Annotated in this window: 20 protein-coding genes and 5 tRNA genes; all 25 read right to left on the bottom strand. The window is 39.6% G+C overall.

Annotation, left to right across the window (positions count from 1 at the left end; translation table 11 throughout):
* Positions 1-42: 42 nt before the first annotated feature.
* Positions 43-405, bottom strand: coding sequence for a 50S ribosomal protein L7/L12 (gene rplL / locus B5D82_RS09235; RefSeq protein WP_081151025.1), 363 nt, complete (start codon positions 403-405; stop codon positions 43-45).
* Positions 406-519: 114 nt separating this feature from the next.
* Entirely contained in the window at positions 520-1,014 is a 495-nt protein-coding gene (rplJ, locus tag B5D82_RS09230; protein WP_081151023.1) for a 50S ribosomal protein L10, read from the bottom strand.
* A 300-nt stretch (positions 1,015-1,314) separates the two neighbouring features.
* Positions 1,315-2,010: a 50S ribosomal protein L1 gene (gene rplA, locus B5D82_RS09225; protein ID WP_081151021.1), complete on the bottom strand. Its 696-nt coding sequence runs from the start codon at positions 2,008-2,010 to the stop codon at positions 1,315-1,317.
* A gap of 3 nt (positions 2,011-2,013) precedes the next feature.
* On the bottom strand, positions 2,014-2,442 hold the full coding sequence (rplK, locus tag B5D82_RS09220; RefSeq protein WP_081154431.1) for a 50S ribosomal protein L11: 429 nt from the start codon (positions 2,440-2,442) through the stop codon (positions 2,014-2,016).
* A 636-nt stretch (positions 2,443-3,078) separates the two neighbouring features.
* On the bottom strand, positions 3,079-3,657 hold the full coding sequence (gene nusG / locus B5D82_RS09215; RefSeq protein WP_081151019.1) for a transcription termination/antitermination protein NusG: 579 nt from the start codon (positions 3,655-3,657) through the stop codon (positions 3,079-3,081).
* Positions 3,658-3,666: 9 nt separating this feature from the next.
* Entirely contained in the window at positions 3,667-4,050 is a 384-nt protein-coding gene (gene secE, locus B5D82_RS09210) for a preprotein translocase subunit SecE (RefSeq protein WP_081151017.1), read from the bottom strand.
* Between the two features lie 108 nt (positions 4,051-4,158).
* Positions 4,159-4,235 (bottom strand) — tRNA-Trp (locus tag B5D82_RS09205).
* A 255-nt stretch (positions 4,236-4,490) separates the two neighbouring features.
* A complete protein-coding gene (locus tag B5D82_RS09200; protein ID WP_081151015.1) occupies positions 4,491-6,215 on the bottom strand; it encodes a potassium/proton antiporter in 1,725 nt (574 codons plus the stop codon).
* A gap of 1,132 nt (positions 6,216-7,347) precedes the next feature.
* Positions 7,348-8,532, bottom strand: a complete 1,185-nt coding sequence (tuf, locus tag B5D82_RS09195) for an elongation factor Tu (protein WP_081151013.1) — start codon at positions 8,530-8,532, stop codon at positions 7,348-7,350.
* An 82-nt stretch (positions 8,533-8,614) separates the two neighbouring features.
* A tRNA-Thr gene (locus B5D82_RS09190) sits at positions 8,615-8,690 on the bottom strand.
* Between the two features lie 16 nt (positions 8,691-8,706).
* A tRNA-Gly gene (locus tag B5D82_RS09185) sits at positions 8,707-8,781 on the bottom strand.
* A gap of 29 nt (positions 8,782-8,810) precedes the next feature.
* Positions 8,811-8,895 (bottom strand) — tRNA-Tyr (locus B5D82_RS09180).
* Positions 8,896-8,930: 35 nt separating this feature from the next.
* Positions 8,931-9,006: transfer RNA gene (locus B5D82_RS09175), tRNA-Thr, on the bottom strand.
* 143 nt (positions 9,007-9,149) lie between these two features.
* On the bottom strand, positions 9,150-9,875 hold the full coding sequence (locus B5D82_RS09170; protein ID WP_081151011.1) for a type III pantothenate kinase: 726 nt from the start codon (positions 9,873-9,875) through the stop codon (positions 9,150-9,152).
* A complete protein-coding gene (birA, locus tag B5D82_RS09165) occupies positions 9,872-10,846 on the bottom strand; it encodes a bifunctional biotin--[acetyl-CoA-carboxylase] ligase/biotin operon repressor BirA (protein ID WP_172820636.1) in 975 nt (324 codons plus the stop codon). The genes B5D82_RS09170 and birA overlap by 4 nt, the downstream gene beginning before the upstream one ends.
* Positions 10,846-11,877, bottom strand: a complete 1,032-nt coding sequence (gene murB / locus B5D82_RS09160) for a UDP-N-acetylmuramate dehydrogenase (protein ID WP_081151007.1) — start codon at positions 11,875-11,877, stop codon at positions 10,846-10,848. The genes birA and murB overlap by 1 nt, the downstream gene beginning before the upstream one ends.
* 70 nt (positions 11,878-11,947) lie before the next feature.
* A complete protein-coding gene (locus tag B5D82_RS09155; RefSeq protein ID WP_081151005.1) occupies positions 11,948-14,107 on the bottom strand; it encodes a GumC family protein in 2,160 nt (719 codons plus the stop codon).
* Positions 14,104-14,613: a polysaccharide biosynthesis/export family protein gene (locus B5D82_RS09150; RefSeq protein WP_172820635.1), complete on the bottom strand. Its 510-nt coding sequence runs from the start codon at positions 14,611-14,613 to the stop codon at positions 14,104-14,106. The genes B5D82_RS09155 and B5D82_RS09150 overlap by 4 nt, the downstream gene beginning before the upstream one ends.
* A gap of 194 nt (positions 14,614-14,807) precedes the next feature.
* Positions 14,808-15,971, bottom strand: coding sequence for an outer membrane beta-barrel protein (locus B5D82_RS09145; RefSeq protein WP_081151001.1), 1,164 nt, complete (start codon positions 15,969-15,971; stop codon positions 14,808-14,810).
* A gap of 283 nt (positions 15,972-16,254) precedes the next feature.
* Positions 16,255-17,562, bottom strand: a complete 1,308-nt coding sequence (argA, locus tag B5D82_RS09140; protein WP_081150999.1) for an amino-acid N-acetyltransferase — start codon at positions 17,560-17,562, stop codon at positions 16,255-16,257.
* Positions 17,563-17,613: 51 nt separating this feature from the next.
* The gene (gene argH / locus B5D82_RS09135; protein WP_081150997.1) at positions 17,614-19,575 is read right to left on the bottom strand and encodes an argininosuccinate lyase; all 1,962 of its coding nucleotides are present in this window, start codon (positions 19,573-19,575) and stop codon (positions 17,614-17,616) included.
* Between the two features lie 21 nt (positions 19,576-19,596).
* A complete protein-coding gene (locus B5D82_RS09130; RefSeq protein WP_081150995.1) occupies positions 19,597-20,841 on the bottom strand; it encodes an argininosuccinate synthase in 1,245 nt (414 codons plus the stop codon).
* A gap of 117 nt (positions 20,842-20,958) precedes the next feature.
* A complete protein-coding gene (locus B5D82_RS09125) occupies positions 20,959-21,867 on the bottom strand; it encodes an ornithine carbamoyltransferase (protein ID WP_081154429.1) in 909 nt (302 codons plus the stop codon).
* A gap of 50 nt (positions 21,868-21,917) precedes the next feature.
* Positions 21,918-22,709, bottom strand: coding sequence for an acetylglutamate kinase (gene argB, locus B5D82_RS09120; protein WP_081150993.1), 792 nt, complete (start codon positions 22,707-22,709; stop codon positions 21,918-21,920).
* A complete protein-coding gene (gene argC, locus B5D82_RS09115; protein ID WP_081154427.1) occupies positions 22,706-23,746 on the bottom strand; it encodes an N-acetyl-gamma-glutamyl-phosphate reductase in 1,041 nt (346 codons plus the stop codon). Before argC ends, argB begins: the two co-directional genes overlap by 4 nt.
* Between the last annotated feature and the right edge of the window lie 242 nt (positions 23,747-23,988).

The raw sequence follows: 23,988 nt of genomic DNA, 5'->3' as shown, positions 1-23,988 counted from the left end.
CAGCCATTGCCTTTTCAGGCAAATAATCTGTTTAAAAACAGATTATTTGATCTCAACAGAAGCACCTGCTTCTTCAAGAGTTTTCTTAAGCTCTTCAGCTTCAGCTTTGTCAACGCCTTCTTTAATCGCTTTAGGAGCTGATTCAACTAAATCTTTAGCTTCTTTCAAGCCAAGACCTGTAGCGCCACGAACTGCTTTGATTACAGCAACTTTCTTCTCGCCGAAGCTAGTCATTACTACGTCAAATTCAGTTTTCTCTTCAGCAGCTTCAGCTGGACCAGCAGCAGCAACAGCAGTTGCAGCTGATACGCCAAACTTCTCTTCCATTGCTTCGATTAGTGCAACAACGTCCATTACTGACATTTCAGCAACTGCGTTTAGGATATCGTCTTTAGAAATAGACATTTTAAATTTCCTGTTTTTTAATAAACAGCCTTTGGCTGTTTGAAATAACTATAAATACAAAAAGTGCGAATTGTGCTCTGCATATGTTTAAGTAATAGCAGAGGAAAACAATTATTAAGCAGCTTCTTGCTCTTTCTGATCGCGTACTGCAGCAATTGTGCGGACAAGTTTGCCTGCAGATGCTTCTTTCATAGCGCTCATTAAACGTGCAATTGCTTCGTCGTAAGTAGGTAGCTTAGCTAACATGTTTACGTCTACTGCGTTACCTTCAAATGCTGCTGCTTTTAATTCAAATTTTTCGTTAGTTTTAGCGAAATCTGTGAATAAACGTGCTGCTGCACCTGGATGCTCGTTTGAAAATGCAATTAATGATGGACCAACTAATGTGTCAGTAACACATTCAAAGTCAGTACCTTGTAATGCACGACGTGCTAACGTGTTACGGATAACTTTCATCCATACGCCGTTTTCACGTGCTTGCTTACGTAATACAGTAATTGCTTCAACTGAAACACCGCGTGAATCCGCGACTACAGCTGATTGAGCGCCATTGGCAGCTTCTTGAACTTCAGCAACAATTGCTTTTTTGTCATCAAGATTGATAGCCATTGGCTTTACTCCTGGTTCACCGGCAAAATATAACCGGTATTTACTATCCCTAAGCCAATTAACATTCGCTTAGGCCGTTACGGCGAGGACCAGAATTAGGAAATACTGGGTAATCACCATCTACGTAGGAAATATTAAGCGTTCAACGAAGAATCGTATCAGCTCCTACGGTCTTTGACGGGGTTGTCTATAGCAAATAAATGCTAATAGTTAGACAACACCTACCAAAATTTAAGGGGCGAAATTATAGTCTACAATTTCGCCCTTGTAAAGTGTCGATTTTCGACACCCTACAGAAAACTATACTGTCAAGCTAGCTTGGTTAACGGCAACGCCGGCACCCATAGTAGTTGAAACAGAAATTTTCTTAATGTACTGGCCTTTAGCATTAGCTGGTTTTGCTTTTTTAAGCGCTTCCAATAATGACTCAAGGTTTTCCTGCAATTTAGCATCGTCGAAATCAGCCTTACCAATAGTAGTATGGATGATACCGTTTTTGTCATTGCGGTAGCGAATTTGACCCGCTTTAGCATTATTTACAGCAGTAACAACGTCAGGTGTAACTGTACCAACTTTCGGGTTAGGCATTAGACCACGTGGACCTAAAATCTGACCTAGTTGACCAACAACACGCATAGCGTCTGGTGTAGCGATTACAACGTCAAAATCCATTTTACCGGCTTTAACTTGCTCTGCTAAGTCTTCCATACCTACGATGTCTGCACCGGCTTCTTTCGCTTTATCAGCGTTAGCGCCTTGTGTAAATACAGCAACACGTACATCACGACCAGTACCGTTTGGTAACACAGTAGCGCCACGAACGTTTTGATCAGATTTACGAGCATCTATGCCAAGGTTTACTGCAACATCTACGCTTTCGCGGAATTTAGCAGTAGCTAGCTCTTTAAGTAAAGCAATAGCTTCAGCGATGTCATATTCTTTTAATACGTCTACTTTTTCACGGATAAGACGAGTGCGTTTTGATAATTTAGTCATTGATTAGTCCTCTACCACTAAACCCATTGAACGAGCAGAACCCGCAATGGTACGCACTGCAGCTTCCATAGAACCAGCAGTAAGATCAGCTTCTTTTACCTTAACGATTTCTTCAAGTTGTGCTGTAGTAACAGTACCAACTTTATCAGTGTTAGGGCGACCAGAACCACTCTTAACACCAGCAGCTTTAAGAAGTAAGTAAGCAGCAGGTGGAGTTTTGGTTTCAAACGTGAAAGAACGATCAGCATATACAGTAATTACTACTGGAACTGGAGCGCCTTTTTCCAAAGAATCTGTTTTTGCGTTAAACGCTTTACAGAATTCCATGATGTTAACACCGTGTTGACCTAGTGCAGGACCAACTGGTGGTGACGGGTTTGCTGCACCAGCAGCAACTTGTAGCTTGATTAAAGCTGTGACTTTTTTAGCCATGGTTTTAATACCTTTAGTATGGGTTCTAACGCTGACCATTAAAGTCAGCTCCCCGTTAACAAAAAATCGATTTTCTCTTCATCAGATAAAATCGGCAGCGGATTATATATTATTCGAAGGTCATTGTGCAAGATTAGATTTATATTTGTATAAAAAAACAACGTAAAGCGCTAGTGCTGCGTCTAATAAGGAGAGTTTCGGCTGTATGTAAAATAAAAAATCACTTAATAAAATTATTTACAGGGAGAAAGGAAGGAGGATTAAATGAGAAGTGAAAAATAAAACCTATACGAAACTCAAATATCTTCTCTTGCCTTTCTTATTATTTCCTCCCTGTAAAATATAAAGCAGAACCTAGGGATGAAAAAATGTCATTCTATAAATTACACATAACTCATGCATTATTCACTGATTTCATATTTACATAATAAAATTATTCACAAGGAGGAAGGAAGAAGAATTAAATGAGAAGTGAAAATAAATTTTATATAAAGCTCAAATCTTTTCTCATGCTTTCCTCCCTGTAAAATATTAATCAAAGTATCTACATAGAAAAAGAACACACACAGGAAGTGCTAGACATAAAAAAGCCAGAGGAAAAACTCTGGCTCATTAGGATTTAGTCCGTACTTGATACTAGCCTTTTTCGACTTGACCAAATTCTAAATCAACAGGTGTTGAACGACCGAATATAAGTACTGATACTTTAATACGGTTTTTCTCGTAATCGAGCTCTTCAACCACACCATTAAAGTCAGCAAATGGACCGTCAATAACGCGTACCACTTCGCCTGGCTCAAACAATGTTTTAGGTTTAGGCTTATCAGTATCTTCAAGACGTTGTAGAATACGATCAGCTTCTTTTTGAGTAATGGCTGCAGGTCTTTCTTTAGTGCCGCCAATAAAACCTAGTACACGAGGTACACTTTTAACTAAATGCCATGATTCATCGTCTAATTCCATATGAACCAGTACATAACCAGGGAAGAATTTACGTGCGCTTTTACGCTTTTGTCCAGCACGCATTTCAATAACTTCTTCAGTTGGCACCAAAATTTCGCCGAACTTTTCTTCTAAACCATGAATGCCAATATGCTCTAGTAATGTTTTTTGTACACGACCTTCGTAACCAGAGAACGCTTGTACTACATACCAACGTAATTTAGGATTATTGTTTTTTTCAGGCGTATCTGTAATTGTAATTTCTTCAGTCATGACGGTACCTTAACCTACTTTTAATCCAGTAATTAATCCAACTACCCAGAAAAGAACTGAATCTAAACCCCAAAGCAATAAAGACATAATTAATGTTGCCACTAATACTATACCTGTTGTTTGCACTGCTTCTTGACGTGTTGGCCAAACAACTTTACGTACTTCTGTGCGAGATTCTTTAGCAAATGCTACAGCAGTACGACCTTTAACTGTTTGCATAGCAACAAGACCTGCAATAACAATAGCAGCAACTACAGCTAAGGCGCGAACAAGAATTGACTGCTCAGCAAAAATGTAATTACCGACAACTGCGCCAGCTAAAAGTAAAACAATCACGCCCCACTTTAAAAAATCAAATGAACCACTTGGTTCAGTTTCAGTACTTGCATTCATATCTACTACCTGTAATTACGTGTCTAACCTAAGACAAAGCACCTCGATAATATCGAGGTTAAAATCTAAAGCCCCTATTATTTAACTAATAAGCACTTTACTAAAAAATGGCAGGGGTAGAGAGATTCGAACTCCCAACCGTCGGTTTTGGAGACCGCTGTTCTACCAATTGGAACTATACCCCTTCAATTTGTACTTACACTTACCGAGTGATTCTTAGTTGTTTGGGAATTAAGAGAGACTCTAGAAGTGAGGCGCTATTATACTTAGTCAATCATTTTACTCAAGGGAAATTTACAAGATAATCTTTAGTGCTCAAACGGGATGAACTGTTCGCTGTTAAAATTTTAGTTAATGACACTAAAAATAACAATATTAATAGCAAATCCATGAGCATTAAATCTTTAAGCACATTTAGCCAATAAACATAAAAATTTAGTTTAATTTTTCAATTTGCCTGCTGTCACTTTAATACCTACAGTCGTAATCCGCTCTCCTACCATTTCACGAACATATAATTTTACATTGTTAAGTTCAGCAACTGCATTAATAGATGGCGCAGTCATAAGATGAGACTTTATCACTTGCTCTAAAGTCTCCTCTGGACCACCTGTAATATCAATATTGTAAGAGTGTGCTATATCAATAATATGGGTGTTGCCTTTAACCTTCAGTTCTTGCGCAGGTAGCTCATATTTTTCGCCATCTACTTTCCCTGAAAAAACACAGTCGACAAATGCTCTAGTAATAGGTTTAAGCACGATAAATAACTGATCTTCAGCCTGCAGAAGAGTCGATCCTCGCGGTGCGATAATGTTATTATCACGGGAAATCATTGCCATCACTGCACTTTCGGGTAATGCGAGTTGTGATATACGACAACCATCGGCACGCGATGTGCGGCCTAAAGTATATTCAACAATGTCTGCGTCGACATCGCCCAGCGCAGTAATTTCTAATGTCGCTGCTGGCGTCACTGGTGGAGGTAAGGTTAATTTTAACTTTCTTGCCATCCAAGCCAAGCTGGAGCCTTGTAAAGTCGCCGAAATTAAGACCACAAAAAACACCACATTGAAAATAAGTGCGGCACCTGGTAAACCAAATATAAGCGGAAATATTGCCAGAATAATGGGTACAGACCCTCGTAAACCTACCCACGACACCAAGGTAATTTCACGGAGATTAAAACCAAATATCGCTAAAATTGGCACAACAGCAAGTGGTCTGGCGATGAAGATCAAAACAAAGGCAATAATAAGTCCTTCAAGCCAAACATCAATTAAAGATGTTGGCGTGATCAGTAAACCCAGCACTACGAACATGGTTATTTGGCTTAACCACGCTAAACCATCGTGGAATAAAAAGGTACTTCGTTGAAAAACAAATCTGCTGTTGCCAATAACGACGCCTGTAATGAAAACAGCTAAAAAACCACTACCGCCTATATTTGCAGTAATACCAAAAGAGAGTAAGCCACAGGCTGCGACTAAGACTGGGTACAACCCCGCAGCAACTAATTGAATTCGATTAATAAGTCGCAGTGATATCCAGCCTACGGCTAAACCAACAACTGCACCTAAGCCCATTTGGGATAGAAACATCACCAATAAGCCTGAACCAGGCTTCATTTCGTTAACTAAAACTTCTAACAAACCTACCGTTAGAAATATTGCCATAGGGTCGTTTGAAGCACTTTCTATTTCTAAGGTCGCTTTTAATTTTCCATTTAAATGGATGCCGGCATTTCGTAATAAGGAGAAAACAGCGGCAGCATCTGTCGAACCCACAATGGCACCTAGTAACATACCTTGTAGTAAAGGGATCTTTAAAATATATGCAGCAGCATAACCTGTGACTGCACCGGTAATAAGTACCCCTAGCGTGGCCAAGGCTGATGCTGGCTTCCAGACTAATTTAATTGCTTTTAATGGGGTTTGAAGGCCACCATCAAATAAAATCAAGGCTAATGCGAGTGTTCCCAAAGAGTGCGCGGCTTCAGCATTATCGAAAAGTATTCCCCCTGGACCATCTTCGCCCGCTAACATCCCGACAATTAAAAATAACACTAGCACAGGTAAACCTAAGCGAGCTGATAATTTACTCGAAATGATACCCAGTAAAATAAGCACTGCGGCCAACAATATTACTTGATCAATAAAAAACATATATCACTCCATTGAGAATGCAGGGGGAAGCAAAAATGATAACGAAACAGACTTTGCGTTATCTAAATATTACAATACTTTAATTGAGTAATGTAATAAATATGGATTAGCATTTGACTATGATAATAGTTCCATTTGAATAACTCTTTAAAGGTCAAAACAGACGCTAACGACCTATTTTATCAAATCTTTCGGCTTAATAATGTTTCATTTTGTCTGTTTAACATCAAACTTTTTATCTATTAAAAATTTTATCTAGAAGCTGCGCTATGTTGTCAACGCAGTAAAATTTGAAGCTTGTTATCTTCTATGAAATGCTATAAGTATTTTTAATAAAGTCAGACATAAAGCTGTTAAGAATCTAGTCGAAATAAAAATACCCAGTGTCTTTTTAATAAATAATTCTAAGCGCATTTATTTATTCGTTAATTTATTTACGAAATTCTGTCTGCGTTATTGCACTAAGCTCTGAAAACAAAAAAGACGCCGAAGCGTCTTTTTTTTAAGGTTTGGTGTCTAAAAATTATTAAGCAATACATCCGTTAAGGTAAAAGCGATACAACAGCTGCACCTACAGTACGACTCTCAGCTGCGCACCAGAGGTACTTGCGAAAATCACTAAAAACAGTCCATTGGGACTGTTTTATTAACGTATTTCCTCATCACGGATAAACCCGTGAAGCTGGTCGTACTGAAAACAAAAAAGACGCCGAAGCGTCTTTTTTTAAGGTTTGGTGTCTAAAAATTATTAAGCAATACATCCGTTAAGGTAAAAGCGATACAACAGCTGCACCTACAGTACGACTCTCAGCTGCGCACCAGAGGTACTTGCGAAAATCACTAAAAACAGTCCATTGGGACTGTTTTATTAACGTATTTCCTCATCACGGATAAACCCGTGAAGCTGGTCGTACTGAAAACAAAAAAGACGCCGAAGCGTCTTTTTTTAAGGTTTGGTGTCTAAAAATTATTAAGCAATACATCTGTTAAGGTAAAAGCGATACAACACCTGCACCACCTGCACCAAAAACTCGACGCCAAGCTTCGTCCTATATGCTCTGAGACTGGCTCTGCTGAAAACAAAAAAGGATGCCGAAGCATCCTCTTTTAAGTGTTTTATTTAAATCAGCTATTAAGCAATAATTTTAGATACAACACCAGCACCTACAGTACGACCACCTTCACGGATTGCGAAGCGTAAACCTTCGTCCATCGCTACTGGGTTGATAAGCTCTACAACAAACTTTAAGTTGTCGCCTGGCATTACCATTTCAACACCTTCAGGAAGCTCTACAGCACCTGTGATATCTGTTGTACGGAAGTAAAACTGTGGACGGTATCCTTTGAAGAATGGTGTATGACGACCACCTTCATCTTTCGATAACACGTATACTTCTGATTCGAATTTAGTGTGAGGTAAAATTGAACCAGGTTGACATAAAACTTGACCACGTTCTACGTCTTCACGCTTAAGACCACGTAAAAGAACACCACAGTTCTCGCCAGCACGACCTTCGTCAAGAAGCTTACGGAACATTTCAACACCAGTACATGTTGAAGTTTGAGTATCACGGATACCAACAACTTCTACTGAATCGCCAACTTTAACGATACCACGCTCAACACGACCTGTTACAACAGTACCACGACCTGAAATTGAGAATACATCTTCGATAGGCATGATGAATGCACCGTCGATTGCACGCTCTGGCTCTGGAATGTAAGTATCTAATTGGTCAGCAAGCTCAATGATTTTCGCTTCCCATTTCTCTTCGCCTTGAAGAGCACCAAGAGCTGAACCTTGAATTACCGGTAAGTCATCACCTGGGAAGTCATATTCAGAAAGAAGTTCACGAACTTCCATTTCTACTAGTTCAAGTAATTCTTCGTCATCTACCATGTCACATTTGTTCATGAATACGATGATGTATGGAACGCCAACTTGACGTGATAACAAGATGTGCTCACGTGTTTGTGGCATAGGACCATCTGTAGCAGCAACTACTAAGATAGCGCCATCCATTTGTGCAGCACCCGTGATCATGTTTTTGATGTAATCAGCATGGCCAGGACAATCTACGTGGGCGTAGTGACGGATTTCTGTATCGTATTCGATGTGAGAAGTATTAATAGTAATACCACGCTCACGCTCTTCAGGAGCATTATCGATTTGTGCGAAGTCTTTAACTTCACCACCGTGAACTTTAGTTAATACCGCAGAGATAGCGGCTGTTAGTGTTGTTTTACCGTGATCGACGTGACCAATAGTACCAACGTTAACGTGCGGTTTATTACGTTCAAATTTTGCTTTAGCCATCTTAAAATACCTCTGGGTACATTAAATAAATTAATTTATTGTGTTAAACATTGATTAATCTATAGAAGGTCTAAAGAAGAAGTGGTGCTGATAGGCAGATTCGAACTGCCGACCTCACCCTTACCAAGGGTGCGCTCTACCAACTGAGCCATATCAGCATTTCTCTATAAAGACTGGAGCGGGTGGCGGGAATCGAACCCGCTTCATCAGCTTGGAAGGCTGAGGTAATAGCCAGTATACGACACCCGCTAAATTCTATCAGATTATCTCTGTTAAAATGGTGGAGGGAGGTGGATTCGAACCACCGAAGGCTGAGCCGTCAGATTTACAGTCTGATCCCTTTGGCCACTCGGGAACCCCTCCAAATTTTATTTTCCACATTACAAGTAATGTATTAATGGTGCCGACTGCCGGAGTCGAACTGGCGACCTACTGATTACAAGTCAGTTGCTCTACCAACTGAGCTAAGTCGGCACTACATTAAGTGGTGCGAATTCTAGAGTAATGTTTTCTAGCTTGCAACAGCAAAATGCAAAAAAAAGCATGTTTTTCTGTGTTTGATGGTTTTTTAAACACAATCGTAATTATTTTGCTGTCCGCACTCGTGCTTAACTGACTTAAAAACAACTTAAACCGTGAAATACTAGCTTAGGCTCTAGCTGACAGGTATCAGGCATTAAATTTACAATTGCTTGCCCATTACCACCTGTGATTAAGACTTTGTCTAGTATCAACTGGCTATTGGCTTGAATAATGGCTTCTTTTATTGCGCCTATAGTCATCGCCCAACTACCATGATTTAAACAATTTGAGCTATTTATACCAAATGACAGACTAACAGTAGTTTGAGGTGTCGCGATAATTTTACTCGTTCGCGTTAATAAACTATCAAAAAGAGTTTGCACACCAGGCATTATCCATCCACCACAATGCTGACCACTAGCATCTAAAACATCAACCGTTGTGGCAGTACCGGCATCAATGATGAGTAAGTTTTGTTGTGGATATATTTGCTTGGCCCCTATCATAGCCAACCAACGATCAACGCCTAATCGCTCGGGCTGCAGATAGGACGACGTAACACCAAATGCGTTTGCAGTACTGTGTACTTGCACAAAGGCAATATTATTAAGGGTTGCCCACTTCTCTATCGTATCGTGCACTGCGTTTCCATGAACGTTGGCAAGGATAACTGCGCTGACTTCTGAAAATTTTTCTTGTGACAATTGCGCTTGAAATGATTGATAATCAAGATAGACAATATCGGAGAGTGTCGAACTATCCTCTGTCGCTTGAAAAACATATTTTACTTGAGTATTACCGACATCAACTAACAGCCTCATAATCCAGCCCTTAAGCTAACTTCACCGCCATATACGGGGCTAACTTGACCATTAACCTCTAACATTAATGCACCTTGTACGTTTATACCACGACAGATACCACGAGTAATTTTTTCACCGGTAATTAAAGCAACAGCTTTATTGAAGTAGAAGTCTTGAGCTTGCCACTGAGCAACCATAGTATGGATACCCGTTTCACTATGTATTTTTAAGCGCCTTAACAATGCGGAAATAATACTAGCGGTTAAAATGTTGCGGTCTATTTCCACGCCGATTGCACTCGATAAATCAATCCAAGGTTGATCAACCAAGGCAGCACTTTTTTCGGGCATTTTGATATTTAAGCCAATACCGATAACACAATGGCAAGGCTCCATTGCCTGACCTTCGAGGTCAATTAAAATACCCGCAAGCTTTACACCGTTAAAGTAGATATCATTTGGCCATTTCAGTTCAACATCAACATCATATAAGGCTTTTATCGCATCACTAACCGCCAATGCGGCCACAACACTTAAGCCCATAGCTGCTGACATACCTTGCTCTAAATACCAATACATTGACATATAAATATGTGAGCCAAAAGGTGAGACCCATTGACGTCCCCTTCGCCCTCGACCAGCACTTTGATATTCGGCAATACATACCTGCCCTGGAATATTTTGGTTTGGTAAACGGCGCATTAAATAGCTATTTGTTGAATCGATTAAGTTATGCACTTCCACTTTGGCATGGGTATTATGCTCAGTTAAGAGTTCCACGATACGAGTTTCATCTAGCAGTTCAATGGCGTTGGCTATTCGATAACCTTTTCCAGTAACACTAAATATATCAAAGCCTATTTCCTGCAAGGCACTAATATGTTTTGAAATAGCCGCTCGACTAACACCCAGTTCTTCGCCTAAGGCTTGGCCTGATAAAAATTCACCTTTAACCAGTTTTTTAATCAACTGCTCACGTATTGCTTTCATTATTTGCCCCCTGCGCTGGTAGGACTTAATTCACCATCTTCGCCGATAAACCTAACTTCTGGCACTAATTGGATGTTAAACTTTTCCTTAACTTTTTTCTGAATATGCACCGACAAAGCCACAATATTTTCACCTTGCTTACTTTCATAGTTAATGATCACCAAGGCTTGGTTTTCATGTACGCCAACGCCGTCACGACGAAAGCCTTTAAGGCCTGCTTGCTCTATCAACCAACCCGCAGCCAATTTAACATCACCATTATCATGCAGATAAAAAGGCATATTAGAATATTGTTGATTTAACTCGTTAAAAACATCTTTACTGACGATGGGGTTTTTAAAAAAACTACCGGCATTTGGGAGCTGTTTAGGCTCAGGTAATTTGGCTTGGCGAAGTTGTATAACTTTTGCCATTATGGCTTGCGGTGTCACAGGAGAGACAAGTTCATTTAACCCTTGATAGTTATCGACTGCTTGCCAAGCTTTAGGAAGTAAGAAGTGCACGTGCGTAATAATACCAGTACCATTTAATGCTTGTTTAAAAATACTGTCGCGATAACCGAATTGACACTCAGCATTGGTAAAATCTACCTGCTTTTTCTGAGCAAAATCAAACCAAGTAACTCCGACGATAAAGTCACTAACCTCAATGCCATAAGCACCAATATTTTGTACAGGAGCGGCTCCAACACTACCGGGGATCAAAGCCAAATTTTCTAAACCGTAGATGCCGCTATTAATACAAAACAAAACAAACTCATGCCAGTTTTGTGCGCAAGCCACCTTTACCTGAAAGTTATCATCGTTTTCAATTACTTCAATCCCCATAAGGTTGGGTTTGATAATAATGGGCGCCTTATCCTGACAGAATAAGGTGTTGGTTCCATCGCCAAGAATATAAGACGACGAAGCTTTTTCAATTGATATTTCAGCTAGCTCTTTAATAGTAGATGGAAAAAAAATTTCAGCTGTAACGACTGGTAAATTAAAGCTATTGAACGCTTGTAGAGAGAAGTTAGTACGTATTTTCATAACAGTGACTATTGAAGATTTGCGCTATTATACGCAAAAACAGCCAAGGCATAAACTGGTTTGAGTTAAGTTAACCGCGCTTTCTCGCTGCAAGCTTAATGATATTACTGCGATCGTTATAGTATTTATTATGATATTTGTCGGTGTCTATGTTTTCACTGTGGTTAATAACCACGCCCTCAATGGGTGCGTTAACTTGTTTCAACATTCTTAAGCCTGACGAAATCTGCTCCCGCTTAGTTTTATTACCGTGCACAATATAGATAACACTATCAACTAACTTCGAAATAATAACCGCGTCACTAACAGCATGAACAGGGGGTGTTTCAATAATAATACGATCATAAAAGTTACCAAAAACCTTTATCAGCATATTAAAGCGCTTCATAGAAAGGAAAGCTAACGGATTAGCAGGCGTAATACCTGAGGTCAGAATATCTAATTTGACATTTTTATCTCGGATAATACACTCGTTAATTTGGTGTGTTTTAGCTAATAGATTAGAAAGCCCAGGACGATGCTCATTCAAGTTCATATTCTTAGCGATTGTTGGGTGGCGCATATCGGCTTCAATGAGCAACACTTTTTCCATTTCACTGAACGACCGTGCAAGATGTAAAGCAACAGTAGACTTGCCTTCATTCGGCACAGAAGACGTTATGGCAATTATTTTAGGTGCCGTTTTTTCACTGTTAAATAGTAAAGCAGTTCTTAACGTTCTTATGGCTTCAGTAAAGCGGTTATCGGAGCTGTAGGTATCTTCTTTTCGCTCACGTGAGCTGGCTTTAATTTTTGGTAATACAGCAAGAATTTGTGCCTCATTAAAATTATCTAATTTACGACGAGAGTTTAATGTATCCATTAATAACTCACGCATGATAATAGTTAAGGAGATTAAGGCAATCGAAAGAACGAAAGTGAAGGCAATGATCAATATTTTATTAGGAGCAATTGGGCTTTTAGGGATAGTCGCCTTATCAATAAAACGTACATAAAAATTCGAATTGTAATTACCCATAGCATCAGCTTCTTTCAAGCGTACTAAATAATTATTATAAAGCTCTTTGTTAGTGTCAACTTCACGAGTCAGCTGGGAAAACTTATTTTGTAAACGACTTAAACGCAGATAGTCTTTTTTGGCAATCTCCAAGCGTTGCTTAGTACCGTTAACCCTTTCAACTGCACTAAAATACTCTTTTTCAATTGAGATAACGATATCGTAAACTTGTTGGGTAATACGCTTTTGTAGTGATATAAATTCAGCATTAACCGCAATTTTTTTCGGATGCTTAGGGCCGTAACGTTGCGACAATTCAAACATTTTACGTTCAATTTTTTCTTCTTCTCGGCGCAATTGCATTAACGTAGCATGGCGACTAATTTCATGTAAATCACTTAGCTTTTCAATATCACCAGCGTGCTTTTGTATATCTTGATATGAAATCGAAAGATCATCGGCTAATTTAGCCGCCTTCAATGTTTCTGATGTTAACTCGGTTAGTTGAGAGCCAACCAAACCAACCACACCATGAATATCAACAATCCCTTCAGCTTCTCGATATGTTTGCAAAAGTAGCTCAGAAATTTGTAACTTTTTACCCAACTCTTCAAGTTGATCAACCAACCACTGAGAGGTGGACTCTTTTGCAGCACTATGAATTTCGTCTTGATATTGCAAGTAAGTGATACCCACCTGATTCGCTATGCTTTGAGATAGTTGCGCGGAAAAAGACACATAAGATATTTTTACCAACTCAGTACCAGCAATAGGAACGATAGTTAATTTCTTTTGAAACTGGCTGACGACATCACTAACTGACGGATTTGACTGGCCCTGACCTACTTGGGCAAGAATAGCTAATTTATCGTTATATTTCCCACTAATAAATTCTTCATGGTGAATCAGGTTAAGCTGAAATATTACGCGTTCAGCAAATTTGCGTGAGCGCAATAACTCAAATTGCGTTTGGATCTGCTCTTTCGTAGCGTTCGACTCATTAAAGGCATCATTAATAGACAGAGTGTTAGCTGGCTTATTAGTACCAATTTGTAAAATTGCCGTTGCACTGTATGACGGTCTCAGTAAGGTGAGATAAATAGCGGCTAAGAAAGTCACTACTAAAGTAAAGCATAAAATTTTCCATCGACGTGTCCAAAGCGGCGTTAAAATTTCTTTTAAGGCAACTTCTTCATTAATGGAAATAAAATTTTTATCTTCTAGTATCTTCAAAAAAAACTTTGCTCAATTTCTATGATATCGTCTGGTAAAATCGCGCTGGAAACATTAGCGTCAAATACCGCTTTTTTACCATCGACTAATCTAGTGATGTTCCAAGACGACTTCGATGCTCTCGCTGCTAATCCACCGGCGATCGCTATGGCTTTATCTAGTGTTAAATCTTCCTGAAAGGGATAACCGCCGGGGCGCTTAACTTGTCCATGAATAAAAAAAGGTCGATACATAACAATAGAAACAGTCACTTGAGGGTCAATTAAATAATCGCCCCGTAAACCATTTGCTATTTTACTTGCTAAATTTTTAGTTGATAAACCTATTACTGTAATATCAGATAAAAACGGAAATGAAATAACACCCGATTTATCAATTTTAATCTGGTTTGTTAAATCCTCCTCACCATAAACGGTAATCTGAATTTGATCACCAGCACCTAACTTATATTCACTACCTGTTGCCTGACCGATAAAAAACAACAAGCAAAACATAAAAAATCGCATAATTTTCATCCAACTAAGTTACAAAGTGTAACATTTACTTCAAGCCAAATACTATGTATACCTAGAACTGATATTCTCTTTACACCGCCAAATTGAAAAACAAGCCAAACATATATCCTACATAGCTTGTTCAAATTTCAATATTCGGTGTGTCACTTTAACTCATTGTGTGATTAGATATAAAAATCAATCAATTAAAGTTTAAGCTTTACCTTTAAGCTCAACTTATTATGCAAGTAGTCAACTAGTTCATTCTTACTGTCCAATGATTTATAGTGATAACCCAACTGCACGCTGAGCCTGTCGCTGTGTTGATAACCTAAAGTGAAAGTAGAAAATAAGTAGTCTTCACTCTCTACAAACTGAGCACTAATAAATTTCTCATTTTTCACACCAACGCTCGTCGAAATAGACCAATATTCAGTGAAATCGTGTGTAAAATCGATTTGATGGTTTTTTGCTAAACGGTAGTTACTGGTTAAACGGTAACTTTCATCAAATTTACGATTAGACATAATATGCACTTGCGTGAAATCAGAAGGACGCCAAATGTAATCAAAGCGCCACTTAACAGCTTTAGTATCATTTAATTGACTATCATCAAATGTTAACTGTTGATAGCCAATTAAGAAATTGAGCTCACTTATGACGGTAGTAAACCACTTAATTCCCACTAAGCCTGCGATACTATCTCGGTTGATGATGGTATTATTAGGATGTTCTGTTTGCTCGTAATCTAGAGCAAATGCCAAAAAGGTTTTTTCAGACAATAAATAATCAAAACTTGATTTAATACTCAATATTTCAGTGTCTAGCTGGCTGGTAGTAGCCCGGCGGGTGGTAAATTTATTTTCGTGGTAGCTGACTTCGACATTTAGCTTCCCTTGTGACTCAAACGTGCCATATTCGTAGCCAATAGTTGCACCCTTATTACCTTTCTCGTCGCCCTCAAATAAAGTCTCAGCTTCGCCTAGAGAAATTCCTGTCCCTCTATATACGTATCTATTTAGCCAAACAGCAGACATGTATAACAATTGATTTTGACTGAATTTGAATTGATATTTAGGAATAAGAGTGAACTCAGTATGGTCGTCATCTTCAAACTGAGTGAAAAAGTGCGATGCAAGTTTCGCGTCAAAATTAAACGCTGACTGTTGGCTTTTTAACGAAAGTGATAAATCAGAAGCAAGAGTATAATAAGCTGTGTTTTGTTCGTTGTTCGCTTGGTACAAAAAATTATCGATGTAGCCCGCTTCAGATGCTAAATCAAAAGCTACACTATGATCAGATTCCGCTATAGCTGAAGTCGCAAAAAAAATATTCGTTACACACACAGCAATGCGCCGAGAAAAACTCATATCTCAAATTAGCCTATTTTTTATTATTATTTTTATATGGACGTAATACCAAATTGGTATAAATTCATCCCACTGGCATCAGTATGCACAAAAACAATTTTCATTGAAATCATTTGTTACCACTTTGTAACCGAAACAATAGAATTTGTGCTGCTTTTAGCTATAAAACCAAGTTAATTGATTAATTGGTATAAAAAAAGCAACCGCTCTGGTTGCTTTTTTTTGCTTGGGTGGCCCGTCCTGAAATCTGTTTACACATTTAGGACTTTAAAATAAAAATTGATTAAATAGCTTTGGTAAATGCCTTAGATTTACGTTGAATATTATACATTTTTTGCTTGCCCTCAGGCAGTTTATCTATGGCTTGCTCTATATAACCTTGTTCAATAAACCAATGTGCACTGACCGTAGTTAAAACAAAAATAGACGCAAGACTTTGTATTTTAGCTTCCTGCTCGAGTGCTTGAATAAGCCGAAGGCCACGGTTACCGCCACGATAGTCAGGGTGAATAACTAAACAGGCGATTTCACCTGTTCTTGCCTCAGGGTATGGATAAAGTGCGGCGCAAGCGATGATAACATCTTCTTTTTTAATCACGGTAAAGCGATCAATTTCAATCTCTAGCAACTCGCGAGAACGTTTAACTAGCACTCCTTCCTCTTCAAGTGGCGCAATTAACTCTAATATACCGCCAACATCATCAATACTCGCAGCGGATAATTGCTCTTGATGATCTTTGGCTATCAAGGTTCCTGCACCATCACGGGTAAAAAGCTCTTGTAACAATGCACTATCACTAGCGTAACTCACGCTATGACAACGCTCTACTCCCTGCTTTCCACACTGTATAATGGCTTTTAACAAGAGCTGCTTTACATGGTCTTCTTGTTCAGCAAGCAATTGGCTGACAGTTGCAACACCACAACTGCGAATCAAGGCGCCCTCTTTATCAAGAAGTCCAGCTTGTTCCGTCAAGGTGATCAGCTTATCCGCCTTTAACGCTATTGCGGTTTGTGCTGCTACATCTTCTAAAGCTAAATTAAACACCTCACCAGTAGATGAATAACCGATCGGTGACAATAACACTATAGAGCCAAAATTCAGCTGAGTATTAATACCTTCAGCGTCAATTCTACGCACTAATCCGGTATGTTTAAAATCAATACCATCGCGCACACCTATCGGCTTAGCAATCACAAAATTACCTGTACTGACCCGTATTTGCGCGCCATGCATAGGTGAATTAACCAAGCCCATGGTTAAAAGTGCTTCAATATGAATGCGCAATGAACCGGTGGCGTCTTTTACCGCCAACAAAGTTTCTGCATCGGTAACACGAACATTACCTTCAATTTGTTGAGGTAATGCTTGAGCAGCTAAGCGTTCTTCGATTTGTACACGTGCACCATGCACCAAAACCAACTTAACACCTAGGCTTCTTAACAAAGCAATATCGTGAATGATATTAGCAAAATTAGGATGCTGCACGGCCTCGCCACCAAACATTAAAACAAAGGTTTTACCACGGTGCGCGTTAATGTAAGGCGCAGCATTTCTAAACCATTTAACATTATCTTCATTACTATTCATGACATTTAATCACTACTATCTATCACTCAATTCAATATTGACGTAAAAAAACTAAACTTCTTCGGCGCAACGATTAACAATATATTCCATTGCGACTTCATCATCCGGATCTTTATGTGGACTTTGCTCACTGTCTTCAATGATATTGTCGGCTAAAGAGTTTTTATCAATTAAGTTAAAACCTAATTGCTCGAAGTAGTTTGGAATATAAGTCAGTACAATAATTTTCTGTAGTTGAATTTGATGAGCAAATTCTAACAAATATTGCACTAATGCTTGGCCTTGGCCTTGGCCATGTGCACTTTTATCAATCACAACCGAGCGTATTTCAGCTAGTCCTGTTTGATAAATATAAAGTGATGCACAACCCACCACGACACCGTCAACTTCTGCGACGACAAAGTTTTGTACATCATGAATAATATTATCGCGACTACGTGGCAGTATTTCACCACGCTCAGCCCAGTAATCAACTAACGTTGAGATACTGTCAATGTCTGACATTCTTGCTCTGCGAACTGACATAGCGGCTGCACGTTGCGCATTTAAACGTTGTTTAACTTGTTTTAAGGTCAAGTTGATTTGCGTTTTACTGGGTGCACCTAACACTTGCGTATTCAAAGTGTCTTGATTGTCCGATAAAAGATTCCCTGACTGCACTTCTGCTAACGCTTTTTCAACTTGCTGACGTGAAGTACCGCCTAGTGCGCCACGTTTATCTAAACAAGACTCTATCGATAAATGTTGGTAAACATCTTGCTCGATTCTGTCACTAAATTTTTGTAATTGTGCAATAGTGAAGTCTTCCAAGGCGTGGCCAGCGTCGATAGCAGCCAGAACAACTTCACCGACAATATGATGCGCTTCACGAAACGGAATATCTTTACTCACAAGGTAGTCAGCAAGCTCAGTAGAGTTAGCATATCCTTGTTGCGCCGCAGCTAAAGTGCGGGCACGATTGACCGTTAAGCCTTCAGCCACTAATACGGCCATTTGCATGCACTCTTGCCAAGTATCAAGGGCGTCAAATAAGCCTTCTTTGTCTTCTTGCATGTCTTTATTGTAGGCTAGAGGCAAAGCTTTCATGGTCATCATCATACCGGTAAGTGAACCCATCACTCGGCCCGCTTTACCACGCAATAATTCACAAGCATCTGGATTTTTCTTTTGCGGCATTAATGACGAACCTGAGCTGACTAAATCGCTCATTTCAACAAAGCCGGCTTCACCTGAATTGTAGAACACCAAGTCTTCAGCAAAACGTGATAAATGCATCATGCTGATACTTGCTGTCGATAATAATTCAATGACATGATCACGGTCTGAAACTGCATCTAAGCTGTTCAATGTTGCACTGCGAAAGCCTAGATTATGGGCAAGTAGCTCACGATCAATAGGATAGGCGGTACCCGCCAATGCGCCTGAGCCCAATGGTGAAGTGTCTGCACGATATAAAGCGTCTTTTAAACGACCAATATCACGGTTAAACATTTCAACATAAGCCAAACACCAGTGACCAAAAGTGATCGGTTGTGCGCGTTGCAAATGGGTATAGCCTGGCAATACGGTATTGCGCTCACGTTCGGCAAGATCTAGCATAGCCTGTTGTAAATTGACTAATGCATAAAGTAAATCACTCCCCTTTTCCTTACACCAAAGTTTCAAGTCGGTCGCTACTTGGTCGTTACGGCTGCGACCTGTGTGTAACTTCTTACCTAAATCACCGGTTTTTTCTATTAGGTTGATTTCTACCCAACTGTGAATATCTTCAGCATCCGACGCTAAAATTTGCTTCGGATTTTCTTCAACTGAAGCTTTTAATTCTAGCAGCGCTGCTTTTAATTCTTGAAATTCTGCTTGGCTTAGCACATCAACCGTAGTTAATGCTTCAGCCCAAGCAATTGATCCAACAATATCTTGCACCGCCATACGATAATCAACAGGTAAAGAGTCATTAAACTTTTTAAACTGTACACTGGCTTGCTCTTTAAACCGTCCGCCCCATAATGCCATGGCTAAATTCCTCTACCTTTTTTATTTCTTTTCAGTTAGTACTGAGTCTGCCTGTTTAAGTGCGGTTATTCTACTTGATAAACTGAACAAACGAATAAAACCTTCTGCATGTTTTTGGTCATAAACATCATCAGCACCAAAGGTAGCAAATTCTTCTGAATATAAGCTGTTTGGCGAACGACGCTGAGTCACTTGTGCCATACCTTTATAAAGTTTTACTACCACATCACCAGTAACTTTTTCAGCAAAAGATGCGGCTGAAGCAAGTTGCGCTTTCGCAAGCGGCGTAAACCAACGACCGTCATAAATTACGTGTGAAAACTCATGACCAACCGATTCACGATATTTAAGTGATTCTTTGTCTAGAATAAGTGACTCTAAACCTTTATAGGCTGCCATTAATACGGTGCCACCTGGAGTTTCGTAACAACCACGTGACTTCATACCGACTAAACGGTTTTCAACAATATCAATACGGCCAACACCATGAGCGGCGGCTTTTTCATTTAAATACATTAATGACTGATACGCTGACATTGGCTTATCATCAACGGCAACTAATTCACCTGCCTCAAAGCTCAACATCACTTTGCCAGCTTCGTCTGGTGCGTCCATTGGATCAACCGTCATGGTCCATACTTCTTTTGAAGGCTCACACCAAGGGTCTTCTAACTCACCACCTTCATGCGATATGTGCCAAGCATTAGCGTCACGGCTATAAATTTTCGTTAACGAAGCTGCACAAGGAATATTACGCTCAGCTAAATAATCCAATAAGTCTTCACGTGAAACCATGTCCCACTCACGCCATGGCGCAATAACTGTTAACTGTGGTGCTAAAGCAGCAAAACAAGCTTCGAAGCGTACTTGGTCATTACCTTTACCGGTACAACCGTGACAAACCGCATCAGCGCCAACTTTTAAGGCAATTTCGATATGAGCTTTGGCAATCACTGGACGAGCCATTGACGTACCTAATAAATATTGTCCTTCATAAACCGCACCGGTTTTGATGATAGGATAAATATAGTCTTTAACGTATTCTTCTTTTAGGTCAACGACATAACATTCTGATGCACCTGACGCGATAGCTTTTTCTTTAATGCCAACAAGCTCTTCTTCGCCTTGTCCAACATCAGCACAAAATGCCACGACTTCACAGCCATCATAATTCTCTTTTAACCAAGGGATGATGGCTGAGGTATCTAGACCGCCTGAATACGCCAATACGACTTTTTTAATGTTTTTCTTTGCTGCTAATGCCATGATTTTATTCCTTCACAATTTTTTTATCATCAGTCTAGTCAATAATAAGAAATTGACTAGACTGAAAGGTATTTTTTAAAGTTAATTTGATTCGGCTGTTTTATAAAAACAGCGTGATTAATCTGCTAATAAGCTAACCAACACCGCATTTTGAGCCCACATACGATTTTCAGCTGACTGAAACGCCACTGACATTTCGCTGTCGAACAACTCGGTGGTAATTTCTTCATCAAGGTGAGCAGGTTGACAATGCATCACAATACTTGCCCCTGCTTTAGCCATCAGTTTATGGTTCACTTGATAAGGTTTAAAGGTCGCTAAAATATCAGCGACATTGGTGTTATCACCCATAGATATCCACGTATCTGTGTATATCGCGTCTTGTTGCCCTAATGCCGTTATATCCGTGGTTAATAATAGTTTACTACCTGATGCTTGGCTAAGTTTTAGCGCTTGAGCAAACATTTTATTTTCAGGACCATAGCCTTCTGGGCAGACGAGAGTAAAATCAACACCTACTGTGACAGCCATCAGCATTAATGAGTTAGAAACATTGTTTGAATCACCAATATAGGCGAGTTTTACTTTTGTAAGGTCAGGGAAGTTTTCCGCGAGGGTTACAAAATCTGCTAGTGCTTGGCACGGGTGATATGTATCACACAAGGCATTAATAACCGGGACACTACCATGCTCTGCCAATTGTTCTATCGAGCTATTATTAAAAACACGAGCAACAATAGCGTCGGCATAACAAGAAAGGTTTTTTGCATAATCGCTCACACGCTCACGCTCACCTAACTTACCGTTTTGTTGGCCTAAATATAGCGCATGACCACCCAATTTATTAATGCCAATATCAAAACTAACATGCGTTCTTAGTGACGGTTTTTCAAAAATCATCGCTACCGACTTACCTGCTAAGGCTTGACTGTAGCGCTCAGGTTTCTGCTTTATATCACGCGCTAAAGCAATGAGGTCGAGTATTTGGTGTTTAGTTAGCTGATCATCAGCTAAAAAGTGTTCAATGTTCATCATATATCCTGGGCAAAAATCAATGAGTAACCTGTGGTATTAAATTAACAGCCACTGGGTTGTATACGCGTACCGATACTGGCACCGTTGAGCAAATCGACAATTTGCTCTGGCGATTGCCAACTGGCAACCGCGATACTTCGTCGTAACTTATTCGCCGCTTGTAAAGCTGCATTGACTTTTGCGGTCATGCCTCCGGCAATAACACCGCTATTAATGAGTGCCTCTGCTTGCTCACCATTCAGGGAGCTTAAATATTCACCCGTTGCGCCTTTAACGCCATTGACATCAGTTAACAATAACAACTCAGCATTGAGTAGCTGGCATATTGCTACGGCGGCGTCATCAGCATTTACATTGACTAACTCACCATTTTCCAGTGCTCCAATGGATGACACAATAGGAAGAAAACTGGCTTTTAATAACGTATCTAACAATGCGCTACTAAAAGGCTTAGGGACACCGACTTGCCCTAAACCTAAGGGGCTTAATTGGCACTGCACCATTTGTCCGTCAGTTAACGACAAGCCTACCGCTGGTAATTTTAAACTTGCCGCACTCGCGACAATCGCTTTATTTACACTTCCAGCAAGTGCACCACTAATAATCGGCATTTGCGCTTTTGGTGTTACCCGTAAACCGTGCTTCTTCTCGGTAACAAATCCGGCTTGGGCTAGCATTTCATCAACGACACAACCACCGCCGTGCACAATGACGACAGGTTGCTCTTTCAAACTAGCAATGACTTTTAATAGCGCGGTTAAGGCCGATGTATTGCCTTGGTTGTAGCCATCTAAAATAGCCCCACCAATTTTGATCACTACTGGCTTTTTCATAAATCTCTTCCTGGCATCAACAAGCTATATTCACTCGGTAGACCTAAGCTAATATTAGCGCATTGTATTGCTTGTGACGCTGCACCTTTTAACAGATTATCAATAGCGCAACTGACAACGACAACGTGTTTATTTTCGTCTACTTGCCAATGTAAATCAGCAAACGGTGTATGAGCAACATTGTCAATTTTAGGCCAAGCATTCACTATTCTTACCAAAGGAGTATCTTGATAGGCTTGCGTGAAGGCTTCATCGACTTGTTTACTAGTCACTTCAGCCTTTAACTGTAATGTTATCGTCACTAATAAGCCACGTTTATAAGGCGCTAAATGCGGATTAAAAATCACCTCTGCATTGGCTTCTTGACTAATTTCAGGTTGATGTCTGTGTTGTAAAATATTGTACGGCGTTAAACTAACTTCACAAAAACTGGTGGCTAAAGATGCTTTACGACCCGCCCCCGTAACACCACTGATACCATTAACAACAATTAACGAGTTTTCTTGATGAAGTGCATTACTGGTGATGGGTTTTAACGACAATAGGCTCGCGGTTGGATAACAACCCGGCACAGCAATGAGATCACTAGCAGCAATTTCATTGGCTTGCCATTCAGCTAAACCATACTGAGCTTGTTGAAGTGCCTTTAATGATTGATGTTCAAAACCGTAATGTACTGGGTATTGCGAAGCGTCTTTTAAGCGAAAACCACCAGACAAATCGAAGACTTTAATGCCTTGTTCAATAAAGGCTTGTGCCCATTGAGCACTAAATTCATGAGGGGTGGCGAAAAAAACCGCATCGATATTATGTTCAGGTGAACTAATATGTTGATCAAACCAATGCGGTGAGAAAGAATGCAGGGGTACAGCACAAATCCCCTGCCAGCGAGCATGCAACTGTTCAAAAGTTTTACCACTAGAAGTGCTATTTTCAGACACTAACAGATGTTGAATTGATATTTTATTGTGTTGCGTTAACAAACCAATTAATTCAGCACCTACATAACCACTTGCACCAATAACTATGACGTTCATTTGCTTACCATTATATTTACGATTAGAAATTACAACGGCTATTGTTATTAACACGCAAATTTTGTAATTCTATTCAACTTTGACTAATGACCTTCTAGCGATTAAAAATATAACACCTGCTAGAAAATTATGACTACTAATACCTAATATTTACTCTATCGTCGTCGGTTAGTTGAATTCATTACAAACATTTTCATAGTGTGATTAAATTAGGCTATTTACATTGTGAAGTTAAAGTATCA

The organism is Cognaticolwellia beringensis (genome assembly GCF_002076895.1).
Taxonomy (GTDB): domain Bacteria; phylum Pseudomonadota; class Gammaproteobacteria; order Enterobacterales; family Alteromonadaceae; genus Cognaticolwellia; species Cognaticolwellia beringensis.
The sequence above is the reverse complement of the archived record's forward strand: the minus strand, read 5'-3'. Positions and strand labels throughout refer to the sequence as shown.